The following is an 18,495-nucleotide window of genomic DNA, read 5'->3' as shown; positions in this document are numbered from 1 at the left end:
GATGAGGAAACTGACAAAAACATTCATCGTTTCATTAACATTATGTATTGCATTTACAATTTGGGGGATTATTCCCGAATCTATTATTGGAAAAGGTAGCTTAGGAAATGTAACAACCGCAATTCAAACTGCATTAGTTAGTAAGTTTGGGTGGTTTTATATTATTTCCGTTTCTATTATTTTAGGTGTATCTATCTTTTTAATTGTTTCGAAATACGGTTCTATTCGTTTAGGTAAAGATGATGACGAACCTGATTATAGTTATATGACATGGTTTGCTATGTTATTTAGTGCTGGTATGGGTATCGGCTTAGTTTTCTGGGGCGTTGCCGAACCATTAAACCATTTATACGCACCTCCGTTTGGAGAAGGTGCAACTGAGGAAAGTGCACGCCTTGCACTGCGTTTTTCATTTTTCCATTGGGGATTACATCCTTGGGGACTATATGCGTTTGTAGCGTTATGTATTGCTTATTTTACCTTTAGAAAAGGAAAAGCGAGTACGATTAGTGCAACAGTAGGTTCGTTATTTAAGGGCGGGGAACACGGACGTATTGCTCATTCGTTTGATGTGTTAGCTGTTTTCGCAACTGTGTTTGGTGTTGCAACGTCGTTAGGTCTCGGTGCAAAACAAATTGCAGGTGGTGTTAGCTATTTAACATCTATTCCGAATTCATTAACGACACAGTTAGTTATTATTGCAATCGTAACAGTTCTTTTCATGTTATCTGCACAAACAGGTCTTGATAAAGGAATTAAATATTTAAGTAATACGAACATTATTTTTGCATTTGCACTTATGATTATTGTATTATTTGCAGGTCCAACAAACTTTATTATGAATTACTTCACTTCAACAATAGGTTCTTATATTCAAGAATTGCCAAGTATGAGTTTCCGTTTAAGTCCATTGGATGAAGGCGGAAATCAATGGATTCAGTCATGGACAATTTTCTATTGGGCATGGTGGATTGCATGGTCACCGTTCGTAGGTACGTTTATTGCTCGTGTTTCACGAGGTCGTACAATTCGTGAGTTTGTTATCGGTGTGTTACTTGTACCGACCGTAATAGGTGCACTTTGGTTCTCAGTTTTCGGCGGGACTGGTATTCACATGGAGCTGTTTAGTGATGCACATGTCTTTGAAAAAATTAAAGAGATGGGAACAGAAGTAGGATTATTCGCTATGTTTGATCAAATGGGAAGCTTTGGATCAGCTTTATCTGTTTTAGCGATTCTTCTTATTTCTACATTCTTTATTACATCTGCAGACTCTGCAACATTCGTTTTAGGGATGTTAACGACACATGGTAGTTTAAACCCACCAAATCGTATTAAAATGATTTGGGGTATCGTTCTAGCCGCGATAGCTTCAACCTTATTATATATTGGCGGATTAGAAGCATTACAAACAGCAGCTATCATTGCAGCATTCCCATTCGTCTTTGTTATTTTCTTTATGATGGCAGCATTATTTAAAGAGTTACAAAAAGAAGGACGTATGAAGCGGCATTAATAATAGAAGGAAAAGAGCTGATTTTATATCAGCTCTTTTTTTAATCCCTCTATTTGTTGGGCTGCCTGTAAAAGTCCGATTGGTGAGTGCTGATTAAAGTTTCACTTTATATAGAAGGAATTTGAAATACGGGTAAGGGAAATAAAATACTTTATCATATAAGTAGTATGCCCTTTATATGAAGAAAAAACGATAAGTTTCGACAATATTCGATACCTTACGAATTCTATTCGTATTTTTGTCAAAAATATGTCGGAAATGTGTTGTCACTTTTATGTATATGTGCTATATTATTTCCTGTAAGCGATTTCAAATAGTTTTAAAGCGCATTCAAGGGGGACATCTAGAATAATGAAACGTTACGAAAGAAAGTGGAAGCATATTTGTTTGAAACGTGTGGCACATCGTAGTGTCCAAGAAAGCACGGAACCTAAGACTGAAACGCGCAAAGAACAGCAAGAGAAGCAATTGGTTCTACAAAAATAGCAATCACTTTTTCGTATATAAATGAAGGTCGATCGTTCGTTGGGGGATGGACGTGAAATTACTTTCAGCTAAGGGGTATTGTCTGATATATAATTTATACGGCAATAAATAAGCACAGAGCATACGGCGCTCTGTGCTTATTTTTATTATTTATCTTTTTTGAATCGAACTGTCTTATCCCAGCCGATGACTTGTTTCTTACTCTTTGCACGTAAGTATAAGATTAAGCTACGAATAAATAAGTATGTAAAGAGCTGTGCGTACGTAAAGTACATAATAACGCTAATAAAAATATTAGTCGGTGTAAAGGTTCGTTCGACACTCTGGGCACTAAATAATTGAGAAACATATGTAATATATGCGACATACCACATAAATAGTAGCGGAATGCTATATTGAATTTGGAATATCCCGAGTAGCCCAATTACAAACCAAACGTTCGAAATGATTAGGAATAGCCAAAATACAACATACACTAGAACTTGTTGTAAGGAATGAACGAGCAGTTTTCCTTTAAAGAAGCTTAATGACGAGAACATTTTTTCTAAAATGTATAAATTCCCTTGGAGCCAACGTGTACGTTGTTTAATAAGGATTTTTAAATGCTCTGGTTCTTGTTCCCAAGTAACTGATTCTGGGACGATTGGTAAGAGATAACCTTTTTGTGTAATTCGTAATGTTAATTCAGCATCTTCTGCAATTGCATAAGGGTCATAGCCACCAAGCTCTTCTAGTGCGGAGCGACGAAGAAGCATGTTTGTTCCTGTCAGTGAGCCCGTTTGGAATAGTAACCAGCGTCCAGATTGCATAAGGAGCTGGAAGATTTGAAATTCTAGTGAAATCATTCGCGTCAGCCAGTTTCTTTTTTCGTTTACTGTACGAACATGTCCAACAGCTCCAACAGCATCTTCAGTTGTTTCAGCGTGCTCTACAAGCATTCGCAGTGCGTGTGGTTCAGGCTGGTTATCTGCATCGTAAACACAGAAGTATTCACCATCTGAAATACTAAGGCCGTAGTTTAATACGCGTGATTTACCCTTCGGTTCACCGGACGGAACACGAATGTGACGAATGTGGGCATAAGCTTTTTCGAAATCATCGCCGATTTCAGGTGTTTCATCTTGAGAGTTATCATTTAATAAATAAATGGTTAGCTTTCCTGGATATTCAATCTTCGCCATTGCCTCTAAAGTATCTTTAATAACGACCCCTTCATTATGAGCAGGTATGAAAATATCGACGCTCGGATAATGTTCTAGCGTACGATCTTTTCGTTTACTATTTCGATGGATTAAGCCCGCGATTGTTAAGAAAGAGTAGTAAACGAGTAAGCCAGAGAATAGAAAGGCCGTAAAAATAAGTACATATTTAATTGAAAATGTGATACTGATCCAAAAAACGAGTACGCAAAACAGAAGAAATAAAAGAAGTATAACGAGAGTCATCATAACAATGTCTGTCCTTTGTTTCCAATTTGCTCGCGTGAAATTTTTATATCTCGGATTGCTTCAGCTGCAAGCCATTGCTCCATTTTTGGCTTTAGGCGGTTCATTACAATGTCAGCACCAGCTTCATTTGTGTTTTGTAATAAAATAACTAGTGTATTATTATCATATTCAGCAGCAAGGTCAAAATCATTCCTTACCGTTTCAACTAATAAGGAAGCTACACGGTCCATAACACTTTCCTTCGTATATTTACTAAAGGAAGTGAAATCAAAGTAAACAATAAAGCCTGTTTCATTACGACGATTCATTGCAGTCGTTAATAAAGCTTGGCGTCTCTCGAATTCTTGTCTTGTTAGTAATTTTGATTCTCCAATATATTGTTCCAACGTTCTCACACGCTCAGTTAAAGTTTTATTTTCATGAATAACTTTTTTCAATAGGTGAGTTGTTATGTATACAATGAAGAAGTTAGCTGCCATCAGGAAGTGGGTAATGATATATTGCCATTGATCTGATGTACTCCATAAATGAAGCCATGCTTCATAAAACAAATAAAATACGGAAATAATGGTTCCTAGTATGAAGAAAATAAATGCTGTTTTGTCAGCTAAAAATAAGAATAGTACATTTACGATTACGTATATTATTGTAAAAATGAGCGCATGCTCATAATTCGTCATATGTACAGTAGTAAAATAAAATACAATTTGTAGAATCCACATAGAGAGGATTTTATAGAACTTATCTTTCACAAAACTTTCCTCCTTAAAGCTATTTCATCCATAGATACTTGTAGTATGCACAATTATTAAGAAATTGACCATTTCGTTAAATTCTTTTGAAGGGCAACAACAAGTAGCCTTTCTATTTTCATCAGAAAAATAAAAAGACCTAAACATTATTGTATCATAATGTTCTTATATTTGGGATAAAGTGATTAGTAGATACATAAAAGACGTTTGGATTGCATGAAAAAAGTCTTCTCTTGGAGAAAGAGAAGACTCTATATAAGTTTATAGGAACATCATACCTGCAACTGCTGCGTTTAAGAAGTTCGCTAGTGTACCAGCGATAACTGCTTTAATCCCTAATTGTGCAATTTGTTTACGGCGAGTAGGAGCTAGCGTTCCTGTTACACCTAACTGAATTGCGATAGAAGAGAAGTTTGCGAATCCACAGATTGCGAATGTTAAAATTAGATTTGTTTTTGCAGAGAACTCTGCCATGTGTGGTCCTAAGTTTGCGTATGCAACGAATTCGTTAATTGCAAGTTTTTGACCGATAAAGCTTGCTGCTTGTACAGCTTCACCTGGAGAAACACCGATTAAGATTGCAAATGGTGATAATAAGTAACCGAAGATTAAATCAAGGCTAAGTTTAATATCGAACCAAGAACCAACCCATCCTAATAATCCATTTAATAAAGCGATTAATGCGATGAAAGCCATTAACATTGCTGCTACGTTAATAACAAGTTGCATACCTTCAGATGCACCGCGTGCAGCTGCATCGATAACGTTTGCATCTTCACGTTCTGTAGAAAGTTCAACGTTATTATCTACTTTTTCTGTCTCTGGCATGATTAGTTTTGCAATTAATAAGCTTGATGGAGCTGCCATAATTGCAGCTGCTAATAAGTGCTCTAACGGAATACCCATTGCTGCATAGCCGACAAGAACAGATCCAGCAACAGCTGTCATACCGCTTACCATAATAGTGAAGAATTCACTATTTGTTAAGCGTGCTAAGTAAGGTTTAATTAAAATTGGAGCTTCAGTTTGTCCTAAAAATACAGTCGTTACTGAGTTTAAGCTTTCTGCTTTAGAAGTGCCAAGAAGTTTACTTAATGCACCACCAACGACGCTAACAAATTTCTGCATAATACCGAAATGATATAAGATTGCTACTAATGAACTAATAAATACGATTGGAAGTAGTGCTTGAATAACGAAGATAAATCCCCAAGGGCCTTTTGCGTTGACTAAATCCCCAGCAACGAACCTAATTCCCTCGTAAGAAAAATTAATTAATCCTTGAACACCATCAGCAGCGTGTTTTAAACCTGCTTTACCAGCATCCCATCGTAACACGATAAATGAAAATGACATTTGTAATGCTAGCGCAATTAAAATTGTGCGCCAATTAACAGCTTTGCGGTTGGAAGATAGTAAGAAAGCAATTGCTAATACTCCAATCACGCCGCCAATTCCCCATAAAAGATTCATGCAGTGTATGCTCCTTCCTCATAGTAAAAAAGTGTATAAACCAGTTGTCTATACTTTTGCGAATATACATCTTAAGTAACTTATCATAATGGACATCGGAGGTCAAACGTCTAACGAAAAGTTTAAATAAAAAGAAAATTCTTCAAAAAAACACATATGAAATGAATGGACATGAAATAGGTTATGTTTTTTATGAGAATATATACATTATGATAACGTTATGGATTATTTTTGCAGAATAAAGTGTATGAAATGGAAGAATGGATACATTATTTTTATAGAGAGAAGGTAGGAGAAAGGGAGTAATGTGTTGAACTCATAGCAAAAAGCCTTCTAGTAAACTAGAAGGCTTGGAAACTATTAATTAAGGTGCTTTCGTGTATCCTAAGAAGTGGCTCTTCCAATAAGAGTTACTTAATGAAGCGATTGCTACACCTTTATCTCCAGCTTGGATAAATGATCCGCCCCCAAGGTAAATACCCATGTGAGAAGGACCTGATTTATAAGTGTTTTGGAAATAAATTAAGTCACCTGGTTGTGGATTTGAAGTTTGTGGTAGGCTACTCCAATATCCTGCAACACTTTGACGGCTAATGTTATGACCAAATTTCTTAAATACGTGGTAGATGTAGCCACTGCAGTCTACGCCGTTAGCAGAAGTTCCGCCCCAAACGTATGGTACACCTTGCATTGATTTTGCATATGCAAGTACGGAAGAACTGTCGCCACTATTATTGCCTGTATTATTATTGTTGTTATTGTTTTGATTGTTATTTTGGTTATTGTTAGGCTTATTATCTACTGCGCCTCCAACTGGTGTTTTAGATAGGTAACGTGTTCCGATATAACCAGCTTGACCGTTGTAGTTAATTTTGCTCCATCCAGAGTTTTCAGAGATTACTTGAACCTTCTGACCTTGTGGAAGTGCGCCTATGATTCTATAATTTGTACCTTCGCCGCTACGTACATTTAGTGCAGAAGCATTAATGTAGTAGTCGCCAATTGCACCTTGGTTAGGTTGTTCAGGTTGTTTTGGTTGCTCAGGAGTAGTAGTGCCACCTTTAACGAATTTTACAAATTCGCTACTAACAAAGCCTGTTTTTCCTTGGTAATTTACTTTAAACCAACCGTTTTCAGATCCAACTACGTTTAATGTTGTACCGTTTAAAACGCCACCAATTACACTATGGTAAGCGGCAGGGCCTGTACGAACACGTAAAGATGTAGCGTTAACTACGTAAGAACCGCCAGTTTGAATAGTTCCATTATTATTGTTTTGCTCTTGTTTGTTGCCTTCTGTAACGTTTTCGTTAGAGCCGCCTTTTGTTACGTAGTCTTTGCTTATATAAGCAGTTTGTCCTGCGTAATTGATTTTGAACCAATCTTGAACTTCGCCAACAACTTGTACTACTTGTCCTTTTGTAACAGAACCTACAGTTGTGTGAGAAGTACTAGGACCTGTACGAACACGAAGGGAAGATACATTTACTGTATAGTTTCCGCTTGCTGGTTTTACTTCTTGGTTGTTATTATTCGTGTTGTTGTTTGAAGAACCCGCATTAGAAGAAACGCCAGATACGAATTCGCCACTTACATAACCTACTTGTCCATTATGGTTAATTTTCACCCAACCATTTTCTTGTCCAATTACGTTTAAAGTTTGTCCTGCATATACACGTCCAGAAACAGAACTAGAAGTGTTAGGAGCTGTACGTACACGTAATACATCAGCAGTAACTTTATTGTTTCCACCTGTGCTTACATTGTTGTTTGTTGCTCCACTTTTTGATACAAATTCGCCACTAACAAAGCCTGTTTTTCCGTTAATGTTAATTTTGAACCAACCATTTTCTTCGCCAATCACGTTTAGTGATTGACCGTTATAAACGCGTGAGATGATGTCGTGAGAAGTGCTTGATCCCGCACGAACATGTAATACGCTCGCGTTTACCGTATAAGATGAGTTGTTTGATGCAGAAGCTTGGACAGTTGTAGCAGCTTTTTGTGTATTTTGTTCAGGTGCAGCTTGAACACTATCAAGTGTAGGCGCTGCTCCTCCTGCTACAGACACTGCCGCAAGACCGGCAAGATACTTTTTCATAATTTGTCGATTCCTTTCTGTCTGTAATGTAGTGAAGAAATATTTACCAACTGTTAAAAATTCTAAAGAGCATGTCGATTACTGTCAAGACTTATATAGGAATCTGAATATGACAAAAAGATTACAAGAAAAAAATCAAGGCATAAAATTACACCTTGATTTCCATTTAAATGCATATATTGAATATGAAAGGACAGAAATTATTCGTGTTTAAGAAGATGACATATTGGATTGTAACAAGATTTTATTAAAAGATTTTTGCAGTTTTTTGGTGATAGGTCCAACTTGCCCATCTTGAATTGCGGTTCCATCAAGGTGGGTCATTGGTAAAATTTCAATCGTTGTGCCTGTGAAAAAGCATTCATCTGCTTGATAAACGTCACGAACGCTGAAAAGTTCTTCCTGTACAGGTATGTGAAGAGTATTCGCTAAAGAAAGGACATATTGACGAATAATGCCATTTAAAATAAGGTGATTGGCTGGATGTGTGTAAAGAGTTCCGTTTTTAATTAAAAAGAAGTTGGAATGGCTTCCTTCCGTTACAATACCATTCCTTACGAGAAGTGCCTCTTTACAGCCTTTCCGTTCAGCTTTCGTAGCAGCTAGTACGTTTGGTAATAAATTTAATGATTTAATGTCACAGCGTAGCCATCGAGTATCGGGTTCTGATATAGCGCGTATACCATATTCGATCCATAACGCTGGTCTTTCTTTTTTTGTAATATAGGCATAAATCGTCGGAGGGTTGTCATATGAAAATATATGTGTGCGAGCTTGTACACCGCGAGATACTTGCAAATAAATTGTGCCATCTTCGTGGAAATGGTTTCTTTCAATTAATTTGTAAAGTAAAGTGATGAGTTCAGCTTTTGAGAAAGGGAGCGATAATTCTATTTCTTCCATGGATCGATATAATCTCGTTATGTGCGGATCTAATAAGTGAAAGTTTCCTTTATATAGGCGAATAACCTCGTAGACACCATCTCCGAACTGCGAACCTCTCTCTTCAAGTTCTATGTACGTTTGTTGTTTTGTTGTATCAATAACTTCATCATTCCAAAGTACAAATTTTTCGTATGCCAATTTCCGTCCCATCCTTTCGTAAGTACGTAAGTAACGTGAAACTTTCATTCATGCGAGATAAGAATCACTATAGTAATTTTTATGTAAGTAATTCTCTACATATGCCCGTAAATGCCCGATTGGTGAGGGCTGATTAAAGTTTCACTTTACAGCATTTTGTATATACAAATTCGAAAATAAGAAATGAGAATCCTGCTTTTAAATAAAAAAAAGCAACATTCTTATGGAATGCTGCACAAGGAGGGTAGCTATCTTTCATAGGGACATTGTCTCGTTGAATGCTTTGTGTATGGAAACAAAACATGTTGAAAGACAATTATAAGAAAGTAGAAACAAAAGATTTACACATTTCTTTAAGGGATCTTACGAAAGATGAGAGATAAGAAATATGTAGAACCTTGTTTACATATTTTATTATAGAGATTCTTCATTAACACTATGTGAATATTTGGTAAAGGTTATGTAATTTTAAAGTTAATGAATATAAGTAGTTGTATGGAAGAAAATAAAAAAAGAGGCTGAGATTACTCAGCGCTCTTCTTTTCTTCTTTAATAGCTGTTTTTACTTCACCAGTTTTAATCTTATTACTTTCAGAGAAGCGAAGTAAGTCACCTTCAATGATTTTATCAGACATGTTCAATTCATTTTGGGCACGATCAATTAGTGGTTGAGATTCTTCTTTCGGTAATTGTACTACTTCGCCAGTAGCACGGTCGTAGAATGTACTGTTTGTGTACATGTATTTATCTGTAACGAAGCTACCGTCACGAAGAACAACAAATCCTTTATTATCAGGTGAGAATACATCATGACCGAATCGAACGTCATTCGTAGAATCTACACCAAGTAAGTTTAGAATAGTTGGTTTAATATCAATTTCACCAGTTGGTTTCGAAATTGTTTTACCTTCTTTTTGACCTGGAACGTGAATAAACATCGGTGTTTTTTGTAAGTTCATATGGTCAAATGCAGTGATTTCTTCTTTTCCTAAGAACTGTGCCATTGCACGGTTATGGTTTTCAGAAATACCGTAGTGGTCACCGTAGAATACGATTACGGAGTTGTCGTAAATACCTTCTGCTTTTAGACGCTCAATAAAGTGTTTCATTGCTTCGTCTAAGTAACGAGCAGTTACCATGTAACGGTCAAATACGCCATCACCAGAATTATATTCGTCGATTAATTTTGTACTGTCATCGTAAGTGAATGGGTAATGGTTCGTTAAAGTAAGGAAGCGAGTATAGAATGGTTGCTTCACTTCTTTCAACATATCAATAGATTGATCGAAGTATTCGATATCTTTTAATCCCCAGTTTAATTTTGTTTCCGGCGTAATCTTGTAATCAAGCTCGTTGTAGTAACGATCATAACCAAGTGCTGGATACATAATGTTACGGTTCCAGAATGTTGCGTTGTTTGCGTGGAATACCGACGTGTGATACCCTTGCTGACGTAAAATTTCTGGAGTTGCTGTATATTCATTGTTACCGTGTGTGAAGAATACAGCACCGCGGTCTAGTGGATATAAAGAAGTATCTACTAGGAATTCAGCATCAGATGTTTTACCTTGCCCAGTTTGATGGAAGAAGTTATCAAAGTAATAACTTTCTTTCGTAAATTGGTTTAAGAATGGTGTAACTTCTTGTCCGTTAACTGTTGCGCCAATTAAGAATGTTTGTAATGACTCAAGAGAGACAACAATTACGTTTTTCCCTTTTGCAGTACCGAACATATTTGGATCTGGTTTACTTTGTGTTGTTTTCACGTAGTTTTCTGTTTCTTGTAATTTACTACCGTCAGCGAATGCTTTTTGTGAACTTGATTTCGCTTGTAAGCCAAGATCGTATACTTGGTGTACATATAATCCTAAGTTTTTAACAAGCATAACGCGGTCGAATGAACGTGTTAATAGTTCTGGACGTTCAGCTTCTGCAAGCCCTAAGTTTGCGAAGAAAATAGCAACTGTTGATACGAAGTATAGAGAACGCATCGGGCGTGCTACACGCTCTGTAGGTGCAAAGTTTTTCATTTTCTTCAACAGAACGAAGAATATGATAATGTCTGCAAATGCAAGAATAATTTTGTAGTTAAATAATTCTTTCACACTAGAACCTAAACTTCCGAAGTTAGATGTTTGTCCGAGTACTGGTAAAGTAACGAAGTCATTGTAGAATCCGTAGAACATTACGTTACCAACAAGAACGATTGTTAAGATAAAATTAATTCCTAGTGCTATATAGTTACGTTTTTTCCCTTTTGCAAATAATGCAAGACCAACAAGCAGTAATGATGCTGCTAATGGGCTAAGGAATAAAATGAATTCTTGCATGAAAGATTCAAGTTTTAAATCAAAGCTTGTGCGTGTAATAATGTAAGTTTTCAGCCATAAGGCTAAAGCTACGAATACAGTGAAACGCACATTTTGAAATTGTGATTTCAAGGTTTCTTTCATTCATTTCCACCCTTTCTCTATCAGGCTTGGTCGATTTTGGAGCGAAAAATGCTAAAATAAAAAATACATAGTTTTCTTGGCCATAATTAAAGGTTCTATATTCACCCATATACGACTATAACTATGCATACCCTTTTGGTTTCTTTTGTTGCTCATAAGCATAACGTCATTTCTGTATTATACAACAAAATTCATTTCTGAGAAACACTATAACATTTTACATTTTTTGTATAAGATTTGTCACTACCAGAGAAAACTTTAACATTCGTTTATATGTCCGTCAACTAGAAAATATAACAAAGATAGAGCAGAATGTTAAGTAGAAGTGAAAATTTTCTTTGTTGAGAAATAAGAAACGAAGATGGGTAAGGGTTATCTAGAAATCTATTATATGAAGGAAATCGTGTAAAAATTAACGAACACTTGTTCTTTTTCGGTTTGTTTGTTACAATGAAAGTTCATTGATAGGTTTTGTGTAATTTCCATGAACTTTTACTGATAACATATTGTAGCTTATTTCTTTTTAAAAATAGGGAGGCTTTTTCATGAAACAAAAATTTTCAGTTGAAGCGTTTTGGAAGAAAGTAAAACATGTTGCAAAGCAAGCAGGGCAGTCGGTCATTTATACAAGTTTATTACTGTTTTACGTTTTGCAAAGACCCGATGTTCCAAAACGAGTGAAAATTATTGTAATTGGAGCACTTGCTTATTTTATTGCACCGATTGATGCGATTCCAGATTTCATTGCTGGAATTGGCTATACGGATGATTTAGGGGCGTTAACGGCCGCACTAATACAGGTGTCGTTATACGTCAATGAAGATGTGAAAGATAAGGCACGAGTGAAGTTGGCAGAATGGTTTGGTTCGGATATAGACACAGCATTTATCGATCAGAAATTAGGTCAATAGGTGAAACCTGTCATAAGGTGACAGGACGAACGTAAGCGAGGAAGTGCATTATGCCATCAGGAAGAACGCATACGAAAATAAACTTAATATCCCTTCCGGTTGTTTTGTTTTTGCTCTTTTCGTATGGATTAACAAATTTTGATTTTTTATTAACTTTTGCAATTGGTTTTTTAGTAGGTACTTCATTTTTAACACCAGATTTAGATACGTACAGTAATGCTTATAACAAATGGGGTTTCTTACGTATATTTTGGTATCCTTATAAGAAAGTAATGCCACATCGATCTTTCTTTACGCATACGATTATACTTGGTGATGTGATTCGTATTGCGTACATGTTAATCGTCTTTTCTCCATTTTTATTCCTATTAAATGTAATCGCACTGGATGGTAATTTAATAGAAATTGCGAAGAAACATGAGGTTGAAATTGTAACGTTCTTAATGGGAATTGTTGTGGCAAGTACGCTTCACATTATAGCGGATAAAGTGAATACGCGCCGAAAGAAAATGATGAGAAAAAAGAAGAAACGCAGAAGATAAAGTGAACGAATCGGGAAAAGGACCCTTGCAATTTGCAAGGGTCCTTTTTTAAACAAACGTTTGTTTAAAATTAAGCTTTCAGTACTTTAATTCCTTTTACAATGTTCCAGATGAAGTAGTATAAGCTGATGATTCCGCAAATAGCTAAGACAATCATTGATCCAATTCCAAGTGTTATATCTGCTTGGTCAGATCCCATGCCCATAATTCCTAAAATGACTACGCCGATAAATGTAGCGATACTTGGAATGATGTGTGTCCATAGAGCACGTTTTGCATGTGGCTTTGTTTCAGCGTCCCCCACAATCCAAACGATAATTGGGAATAAGATAGGGGCAAATAGTACACTAAAGTACGATAAAGCAGCTAATATTTTGTTTCCATTCATATATATCACCTCATAAATAATGTCCGTTGTTATACTATTATTATGCAATAATTTTTGCAAGCTTTCTATCGATGAACATTACAGGAACATGACGATTTTGTAAGATTTTTTTGTTAAATGATAAAATTTTCAAAAAAATCTTTTTTAATGGAAATTGTTATGGTACAGTATAAATGAAAGTTGTTGAAAACGTTTTCTTAAACGTTTTTTTATTTTAGGCTTAAAGGTATGATGACCTGATAGTATATTGATGAGGTTATTCTATTTAAAAGGGGATTCTTTAGGGGGAGAGAACAATGAACACATGGACACAAGTTTATGATCCGTTCGGTAATATTTGGATTTCAGCAGCAGTCGCACTTATTCCGATTATCTTTTTTTTCTTAGCTTTAGCGATTTTTCGCATGAAGGGGTATGTGGCAGGATTTATTACAGTTGTACTTACAGTTTTAGTAGCGTTATTCGCTTATAAAATGCCTTTCACGATGGCAATGGCAGCAACCGGGTACGGTTTTTTGTACGGGTTATGGCCGATTGCTTGGATTATCATTATGTCGGTATTTTTATATAAAATTTCTGTGAAAACAGGTCAATTCGATGTGATTCGTGCATCGGTATTATCGATTACGAATGATCATCGTCTACTCGTTATTTTAATTGGATTTTCATTTGGAGCATTTTTAGAAGGAGCAGCAGGATTTGGAGCACCAGTAGCGATTACAGCAGCGCTTCTTGCGGGTCTTGGGTTAAATCCTTTATACGCAGCAGGTCTTTGTTTGATTGCAAATACTGCACCAGTGGCGTTCGGAGCGATGGGAATTCCGATTACAGTTGCTGGACAAGTGACAGGTATTGATCCACATAAAATTGGACAAATGGCTGGACATCAATTACCGTTCCTATCATTATTTGTTCCATTCTTCATCGTATTTTTAATGGATGGATTTAAAGGGATAAGACAAACGTGGCCTGCGTTACTTGTAGCGGGTAGTTCATTTGCGATTACGCAGTTCATTACAGCGACATTTTTAGGGCCAGAACTTCCGGATATTACATCGGCACTTGTAAGTTTAATTAGTTTAGCGCTGTTCTTAAAAGTTTGGCAGCCGAAAGAAATTTATCAATCCGGGCAAGCAAATAGTGAAGTAGCAGCAACAACGACAGCAGCATCGATGCCGAAATTAACGTTTGGAAAAGTAGTAAAAGCATGGTCTCCATTTATCGTATTAACGGTTATGGTAGTCATTTGGAGCCAAAGTTTCTTTAAGGCATTATTCGCTCCAGGAGGGGCTTTAGCAAGTCTTGTATTTAAGTTTGAAATTCCAGGTCTGCATAATCTAGTAATGAAAGCAGAACCAATTGTAAATAAACCAACGCCTTACGAGGCAATTCTGAAGTTCGATGTATTATCGGCAACTGGAACAGCGATTTTAATTGCTTGTATCATTTCCATGTTTATTTTGAAAATGAATGTAAAAGATGCAGTAGTGACATTTAAAGAAACGTTAAACGAATTAAAAATGCCAATTCTATCTATCGGATTCGTACTAGGATTTGCATTTATCGCAAACTATTCTGGTCTATCTTCTACGTTAGCGTTAGCATTAGCCGGAACTGGCGGACTATTCCCGTTCTTCTCACCATTCTTAGGCTGGATTGGCGTATTCCTAACAGGGTCTGATACGTCTGCGAATGCACTGTTCTCAAATTTACAAGCCATTACAGCGCAGCAAGTCGGCGTATCTGAAGTGCTTCTCGTTGCAGCAAATACAACAGGCGGTGTAACAGGGAAAATGATTTCCCCGCAGTCGATTGCGATCGCTTGTGCAGCAGTTGGTCTTGCTGGAAAAGAATCGGATTTGTTCCGTTTTACAGTGAAGCATAGTTTGTTCTTCGTAATTATTGTTGGTATTATGACTTATGTTCAGGCTTATTATTTAACGTGGATGATTCCATAAACAACAAAAGAAATAAACTTTGAATTTTCCAAATTATGGTGTATGATGGAAAAGTATTGAAAATTAAATCAGTGATAAACTAGGGGTGCCTAACGTATGCGTAGGCTGAGAGAGAAGCGCGTGAACTTCTTAACCCCTTTGGACCTAATCTGGCTCGTACCAGCGTAGGGAAGTTAACGGCTTTACATAATGATGTCTTTATGAGCCAGGTCCTTATTTTTTTATGGACCTGGCTCTTTTTATGGAAGATGCGCAAATTGGGAATACCGACAGTAGTGGATAGGCTTGTTCAACAAGCAATCAGTCAAGTGCTTGGTTCAATATTTGAAAAACAATTTAGCGAATCTAGTTACGGCTTTAGACAAGGGCTCTTTTATGTTTGTATTTCGGAACTTCATCATATTTCTTTAAATAATAAGCACGGTAAGTAGCTTCACGAAGTTGTACAGAGTTGGCAGCTTCAACCATGTAATAACGAAGATACTGGTTTCCCGTTCGTGTCATGGGTGTTCGTTCCGATTCAAAGTTTCCAGATTGCGATTTTTTCTAGTAAAGACCGGTGTATTTGGCCAATTGTGCTTCGTTCTCAAAGCGTTCAATTTGTCCAACTTCTGCAATGATTCCCGCGGCGTATACGACTCCAATGCCTGGAACACTTGTTAAATATCTCGCTTCTGGAATGGCTTAGAATAAAGCAGTAATGCTTTTTTCTATCTCTTTGATTTGTTTTTTCAATGTTTGAATCAATCGTGCATAAGTGGCTAATACAACGTCCACAGAGTCTTGAAGGACCTTACCTAGTCGGTAGGAGTCACGTATGGCTTTCTTGATGGTTTTCGCTAAATCTTCCGGGTCGCTAAAGCGTCCTTTCCCCTTTTTCTGAAGAAGAGTAGCGAGTGCTTCTAGATCCATTTCTGCGATTTCATCCAACGAAAGGGAATCTGAGAGTATTTCCATCATCGTCGCACCAAAAACAGAGGTATTTAACTCTTTCGATAACGTATTACATTTGTAGTAAAGGTTCTTCAGAAAGTGTTGCTTACATTCTGTTTGCTGGTGAACGAGTTGATATCTAGATCGTGTTAAACGTTGAAGGGCAACGTATTTTTCCTCCTTGATAAGAAACTTATTATACCGTCCGATTCGTAAAAAATCGGCAATACGGAAAGCATCTATTTTATCGGTCTTATCTTCTTCAAAGAGTTTTTTATACCGATGGATGGCTTTTGGATTTTGTACGACCACTTCCACGTCTAAAGCCCTCAAATCCTTATCTTCCGTTAGGAACATGGAAGGATGGAAACTATAGACGGAAGTAGATTCCATACCAATGACAATTTTTTTATAGTTGTACAACTGATGAAAATGGAGAACATCCTCCTTAATGGCGTTGGCACCATTCACATCGTTTGAAAGACAAATTTCTTTCAAAACAGTGTCATGACTGTCAAGAAAACATACATCAAGTTTTTCAGAGCTTACATCAATAGCTACGAATAATCTCAAAGAAAGGACCTCCTTTCTTTGAATAGTATTTGGAATGAGCTTGGATACTGTGGGATCTCCCTAGAGTCCAAAACATAGCCACAACCTCGCGTATGAGTATTCAATGATTGCCTTCATCTAAGCTGCCCTCCCCACTATGAGAGGTAAGTGAAGGAAAACGATACAGCTTGTGCGTATGCAGTGCATTTTGGTCTGGGTCACAGTCTTTTAACATGGTCGAACTACAGGAGGAGTAAGCATATTCCCGATGGGTCCATTTCCGTACTTCCATTATCTGGGGAAATCCCCCAGTATCCAAGACTAAATTTTACCCATACATCATTTTTTTGATGTAGCTCTTGAAGATAAAAACTATTTAATTTTCAAGGAACAGTTATTAACTTAAAACTTATTATACGAGGAGGGTGTATCATGAAAAAAATATGCTTTGTATTAATTGTCGATGCTGGTATAAATTATGGTTCAATATTTTCTCTACCATTTTTAAGGAATCAGGATGATTTGAAGGAATATTTTTCTAAGTATTATGATGTTTCAATTAATTATATTAGAGATAAAAACTCAGTTGACTATTTGGTAGTTCCCAAACCGTGTCCAGCTTTCGATAATGAAAATAATCTTCCAATAATTGAAGTACCAGCAATCTTATTTATGGAAAAGAATTTTGAAAAAATAAAGACTTATATAGACAATTATTTTTCTAATAACTCATAAAGAAAATAAAAGTACAGTAAAAAGAAGTCCGATAAAAAACGAGTGGTGTAGAATATTTCTATTAATCATTCGTTTTTTATTATATTTACATATATTTTTTAAAAGAGGATTATAGACGTTCTGAAAAAAATTAATTATAACAAGAACGGTGTTCGTGCTACTATCTACGGTTATTTTTTGTACTAAGTCCCCCTTTAACTAACAAGATAACAAAAAAATTAACATATTAAGGAAATGATGTTACAATAAATGTAAGAGATTTCTCTTTGAGTTTTAGCTCTGAATAATAAAGATAGTTAAATCACTAAATGGAGGAGCAGGTCAATTTTGTTCCTTGTATAGTAAATTGTTACCTATCTCTATTGCAGGTTGTATGGCAGGTAACAGTAGCAGTTGTAGCGAAATGCAGCAGAGACAAAGGCTCTTTGTCAAACGGGACTGATGAATGTATTTAGCAAGTAAAAAATGGTTCTTTCCGGAGTTAGTTGAAAAGTCTCATTCTCTCCAAAAGTAGAATCTTTGTCCGCAATGTGGAGAATTTGTATCGACCATACATGATTCTTTTAATAAGCTTTAACTTGTTTATGCTCCCTTCGGCAAGACCATTATTATTCTCATAAGTTACCGCATTTCTGACAGCTTCAATATCCCGGGCTAATCCATTCGTAAAGCTCTTAAACTCTTGTATATTAGTATTCTTAATTTTTTTAATACAATGGTCGAGATTCTCAACACTCTTTGTGGTGAAGATGTTTTTAAACTCCCATGTTAAGTTATAAACTATTTTTACAATAGGGTGTTCTTCGTAATTATTGTTGGTATTATGACGTATGTGCAGGCATATTATTTAACGTGGATGATTCCATAAGCGACAAAAGAAATAAACTTTGCATTTTTCAGATTATCGTGTATGATGGGAAAGTATTGAAAATTAAATCAGTGATAAACTAGGGGTGCCTAACGTATGCGTAGGCTGAGAGAGAAGCGCGTGATCTTCTTAACCCTTTGGACCTGATCTGGCTCGTACCAGCGTAGGGAAGTTAACGGCTTTACATAATGATGTCTTTTATGAGCCAGGTCCTTATTTTTTTATGGACCTGGCTCTTTTTATTTTGGCATGCGCTGGCCATATCTCGTCCTTGTCACGAACAGGGGAGGCAACAA

General features: G+C 36.4%; 13 protein-coding genes, 2 pseudogenes and 2 riboswitches. Of the genes and pseudogenes, 6 read left to right on the top strand and 9 right to left on the bottom strand.

All coding sequences use genetic code 11. The features are described from left to right. Position 1: 1 nt before the first annotated feature. Entirely contained in the window at positions 2–1,516 is a 1,515-nt protein-coding gene (gene opuD / locus RT27_RS08700) for a glycine betaine transporter OpuD (RefSeq protein ID WP_029443628.1), read from the top strand. 632 nt (positions 1,517–2,148) lie between these two features. Here opuD and RT27_RS08695 read toward each other — a convergent pair. The 6 genes from RT27_RS08695 to RT27_RS08670 all read right to left on the bottom strand — a co-directional run bounded on the left by RT27_RS08695 (position 2,149) and on the right by RT27_RS08670 (position 11,312). Then, the gene (locus RT27_RS08695; protein ID WP_016079700.1) at positions 2,149–3,450 is read right to left on the bottom strand and encodes a glycosyltransferase; all 1,302 of its coding nucleotides are present in this window, start codon (positions 3,448–3,450) and stop codon (positions 2,149–2,151) included. After that, on the bottom strand, positions 3,447–4,202 hold the full coding sequence (locus RT27_RS08690; protein WP_029443627.1) for a diguanylate cyclase: 756 nt from the start codon (positions 4,200–4,202) through the stop codon (positions 3,447–3,449). Before RT27_RS08690 ends, RT27_RS08695 begins: the two co-directional genes overlap by 4 nt. A 261-nt stretch (positions 4,203–4,463) precedes the next feature. Beyond that, a complete protein-coding gene (locus RT27_RS08685; RefSeq protein ID WP_016079702.1) occupies positions 4,464–5,675 on the bottom strand; it encodes a NupC/NupG family nucleoside CNT transporter in 1,212 nt (403 codons plus the stop codon). Positions 5,676–6,039: 364 nt separating this feature from the next. Then, the gene (locus RT27_RS08680; RefSeq protein WP_043935836.1) at positions 6,040–7,776 is read right to left on the bottom strand and encodes an SH3 domain-containing protein; all 1,737 of its coding nucleotides are present in this window, start codon (positions 7,774–7,776) and stop codon (positions 6,040–6,042) included. A gap of 210 nt (positions 7,777–7,986) precedes the next feature. Continuing rightward, positions 7,987–8,871 (bottom strand): D-amino-acid transaminase, encoded by an 885-nt coding sequence (locus tag RT27_RS08675; protein WP_080117270.1) that lies wholly within the window; start codon positions 8,869–8,871, stop codon positions 7,987–7,989. Positions 8,872–9,383: 512 nt separating this feature from the next. Continuing rightward, positions 9,384–11,312: an LTA synthase family protein gene (locus RT27_RS08670; protein WP_000665343.1), complete on the bottom strand. Its 1,929-nt coding sequence runs from the start codon at positions 11,310–11,312 to the stop codon at positions 9,384–9,386. 545 nt (positions 11,313–11,857) lie between these two features. Between RT27_RS08670 and RT27_RS08665 the strand changes: the two genes are divergently transcribed. Next, positions 11,858–12,223: a YkvA family protein gene (locus tag RT27_RS08665; protein ID WP_016079706.1), complete on the top strand. Its 366-nt coding sequence runs from the start codon at positions 11,858–11,860 to the stop codon at positions 12,221–12,223. A 50-nt stretch (positions 12,224–12,273) separates the two neighbouring features. Continuing rightward, on the top strand, positions 12,274–12,765 hold the full coding sequence (locus tag RT27_RS08660; RefSeq protein ID WP_001139059.1) for a metal-binding protein: 492 nt from the start codon (positions 12,274–12,276) through the stop codon (positions 12,763–12,765). A 70-nt stretch (positions 12,766–12,835) separates the two neighbouring features. On the opposite strand, the gene RT27_RS08655 is transcribed toward RT27_RS08660, so the two are convergent. Next, positions 12,836–13,153: a DUF4870 domain-containing protein gene (locus RT27_RS08655; RefSeq protein ID WP_016079707.1), complete on the bottom strand. Its 318-nt coding sequence runs from the start codon at positions 13,151–13,153 to the stop codon at positions 12,836–12,838. 296 nt (positions 13,154–13,449) lie between these two features. On the opposite strand from RT27_RS08655, the gene lldP reads away from it, so the two are divergent. Both lldP and RT27_RS35720 read left to right on the top strand, forming a co-directional pair. Continuing rightward, positions 13,450–15,111: an L-lactate permease gene (gene lldP / locus RT27_RS08650; RefSeq protein ID WP_016079708.1), complete on the top strand. Its 1,662-nt coding sequence runs from the start codon at positions 13,450–13,452 to the stop codon at positions 15,109–15,111. A gap of 71 nt (positions 15,112–15,182) precedes the next feature. Then, positions 15,183–15,299, top strand: a riboswitch (TPP riboswitch). Positions 15,300–15,356: 57 nt separating this feature from the next. Then, positions 15,357–15,473: pseudogene (locus RT27_RS35720) on the top strand (Retron-type RNA-directed DNA polymerase); the annotation flags it as partial. Here RT27_RS35720 and RT27_RS08640 read toward each other — a convergent pair. Further along, positions 15,472–16,617, bottom strand: a pseudogene (locus RT27_RS08640) (IS110 family transposase); the annotation flags it as partial. The pseudogenes RT27_RS35720 and RT27_RS08640 overlap by 2 nt on opposite strands. Positions 16,618–17,028: 411 nt before the next feature. On the opposite strand from RT27_RS08640, the gene RT27_RS08635 reads away from it, so the two are divergent. Beyond that, positions 17,029–17,331 carry a hypothetical protein gene (locus tag RT27_RS08635; protein ID WP_000717611.1) on the top strand — a complete coding sequence of 101 codons (303 nt, stop codon included), beginning with the start codon at positions 17,029–17,031 and terminating at the stop codon, positions 17,329–17,331. Positions 17,332–17,812: 481 nt separating this feature from the next. Here the strand turns inward: RT27_RS08635 and RT27_RS35160 are convergent, their stop codons facing one another. Then, the gene (locus RT27_RS35160; protein WP_230690617.1) at positions 17,813–18,082 is read right to left on the bottom strand and encodes a transposase; all 270 of its coding nucleotides are present in this window, start codon (positions 18,080–18,082) and stop codon (positions 17,813–17,815) included. A 188-nt stretch (positions 18,083–18,270) separates the two neighbouring features. Next, positions 18,271–18,386, top strand: a riboswitch (TPP riboswitch). Positions 18,387–18,495: the final 109 nt, after the last annotated feature.

It is taken from the genome of Bacillus sp. L_1B0_5 (assembly GCF_000836715.1).
GTDB lineage: Bacteria > Bacillota > Bacilli > Bacillales > Bacillaceae_G > Bacillus_A > Bacillus_A thuringiensis_S.
The sequence above is the reverse complement of the archived record's forward strand: the minus strand, read 5'-3'. Positions and strand labels throughout refer to the sequence as shown.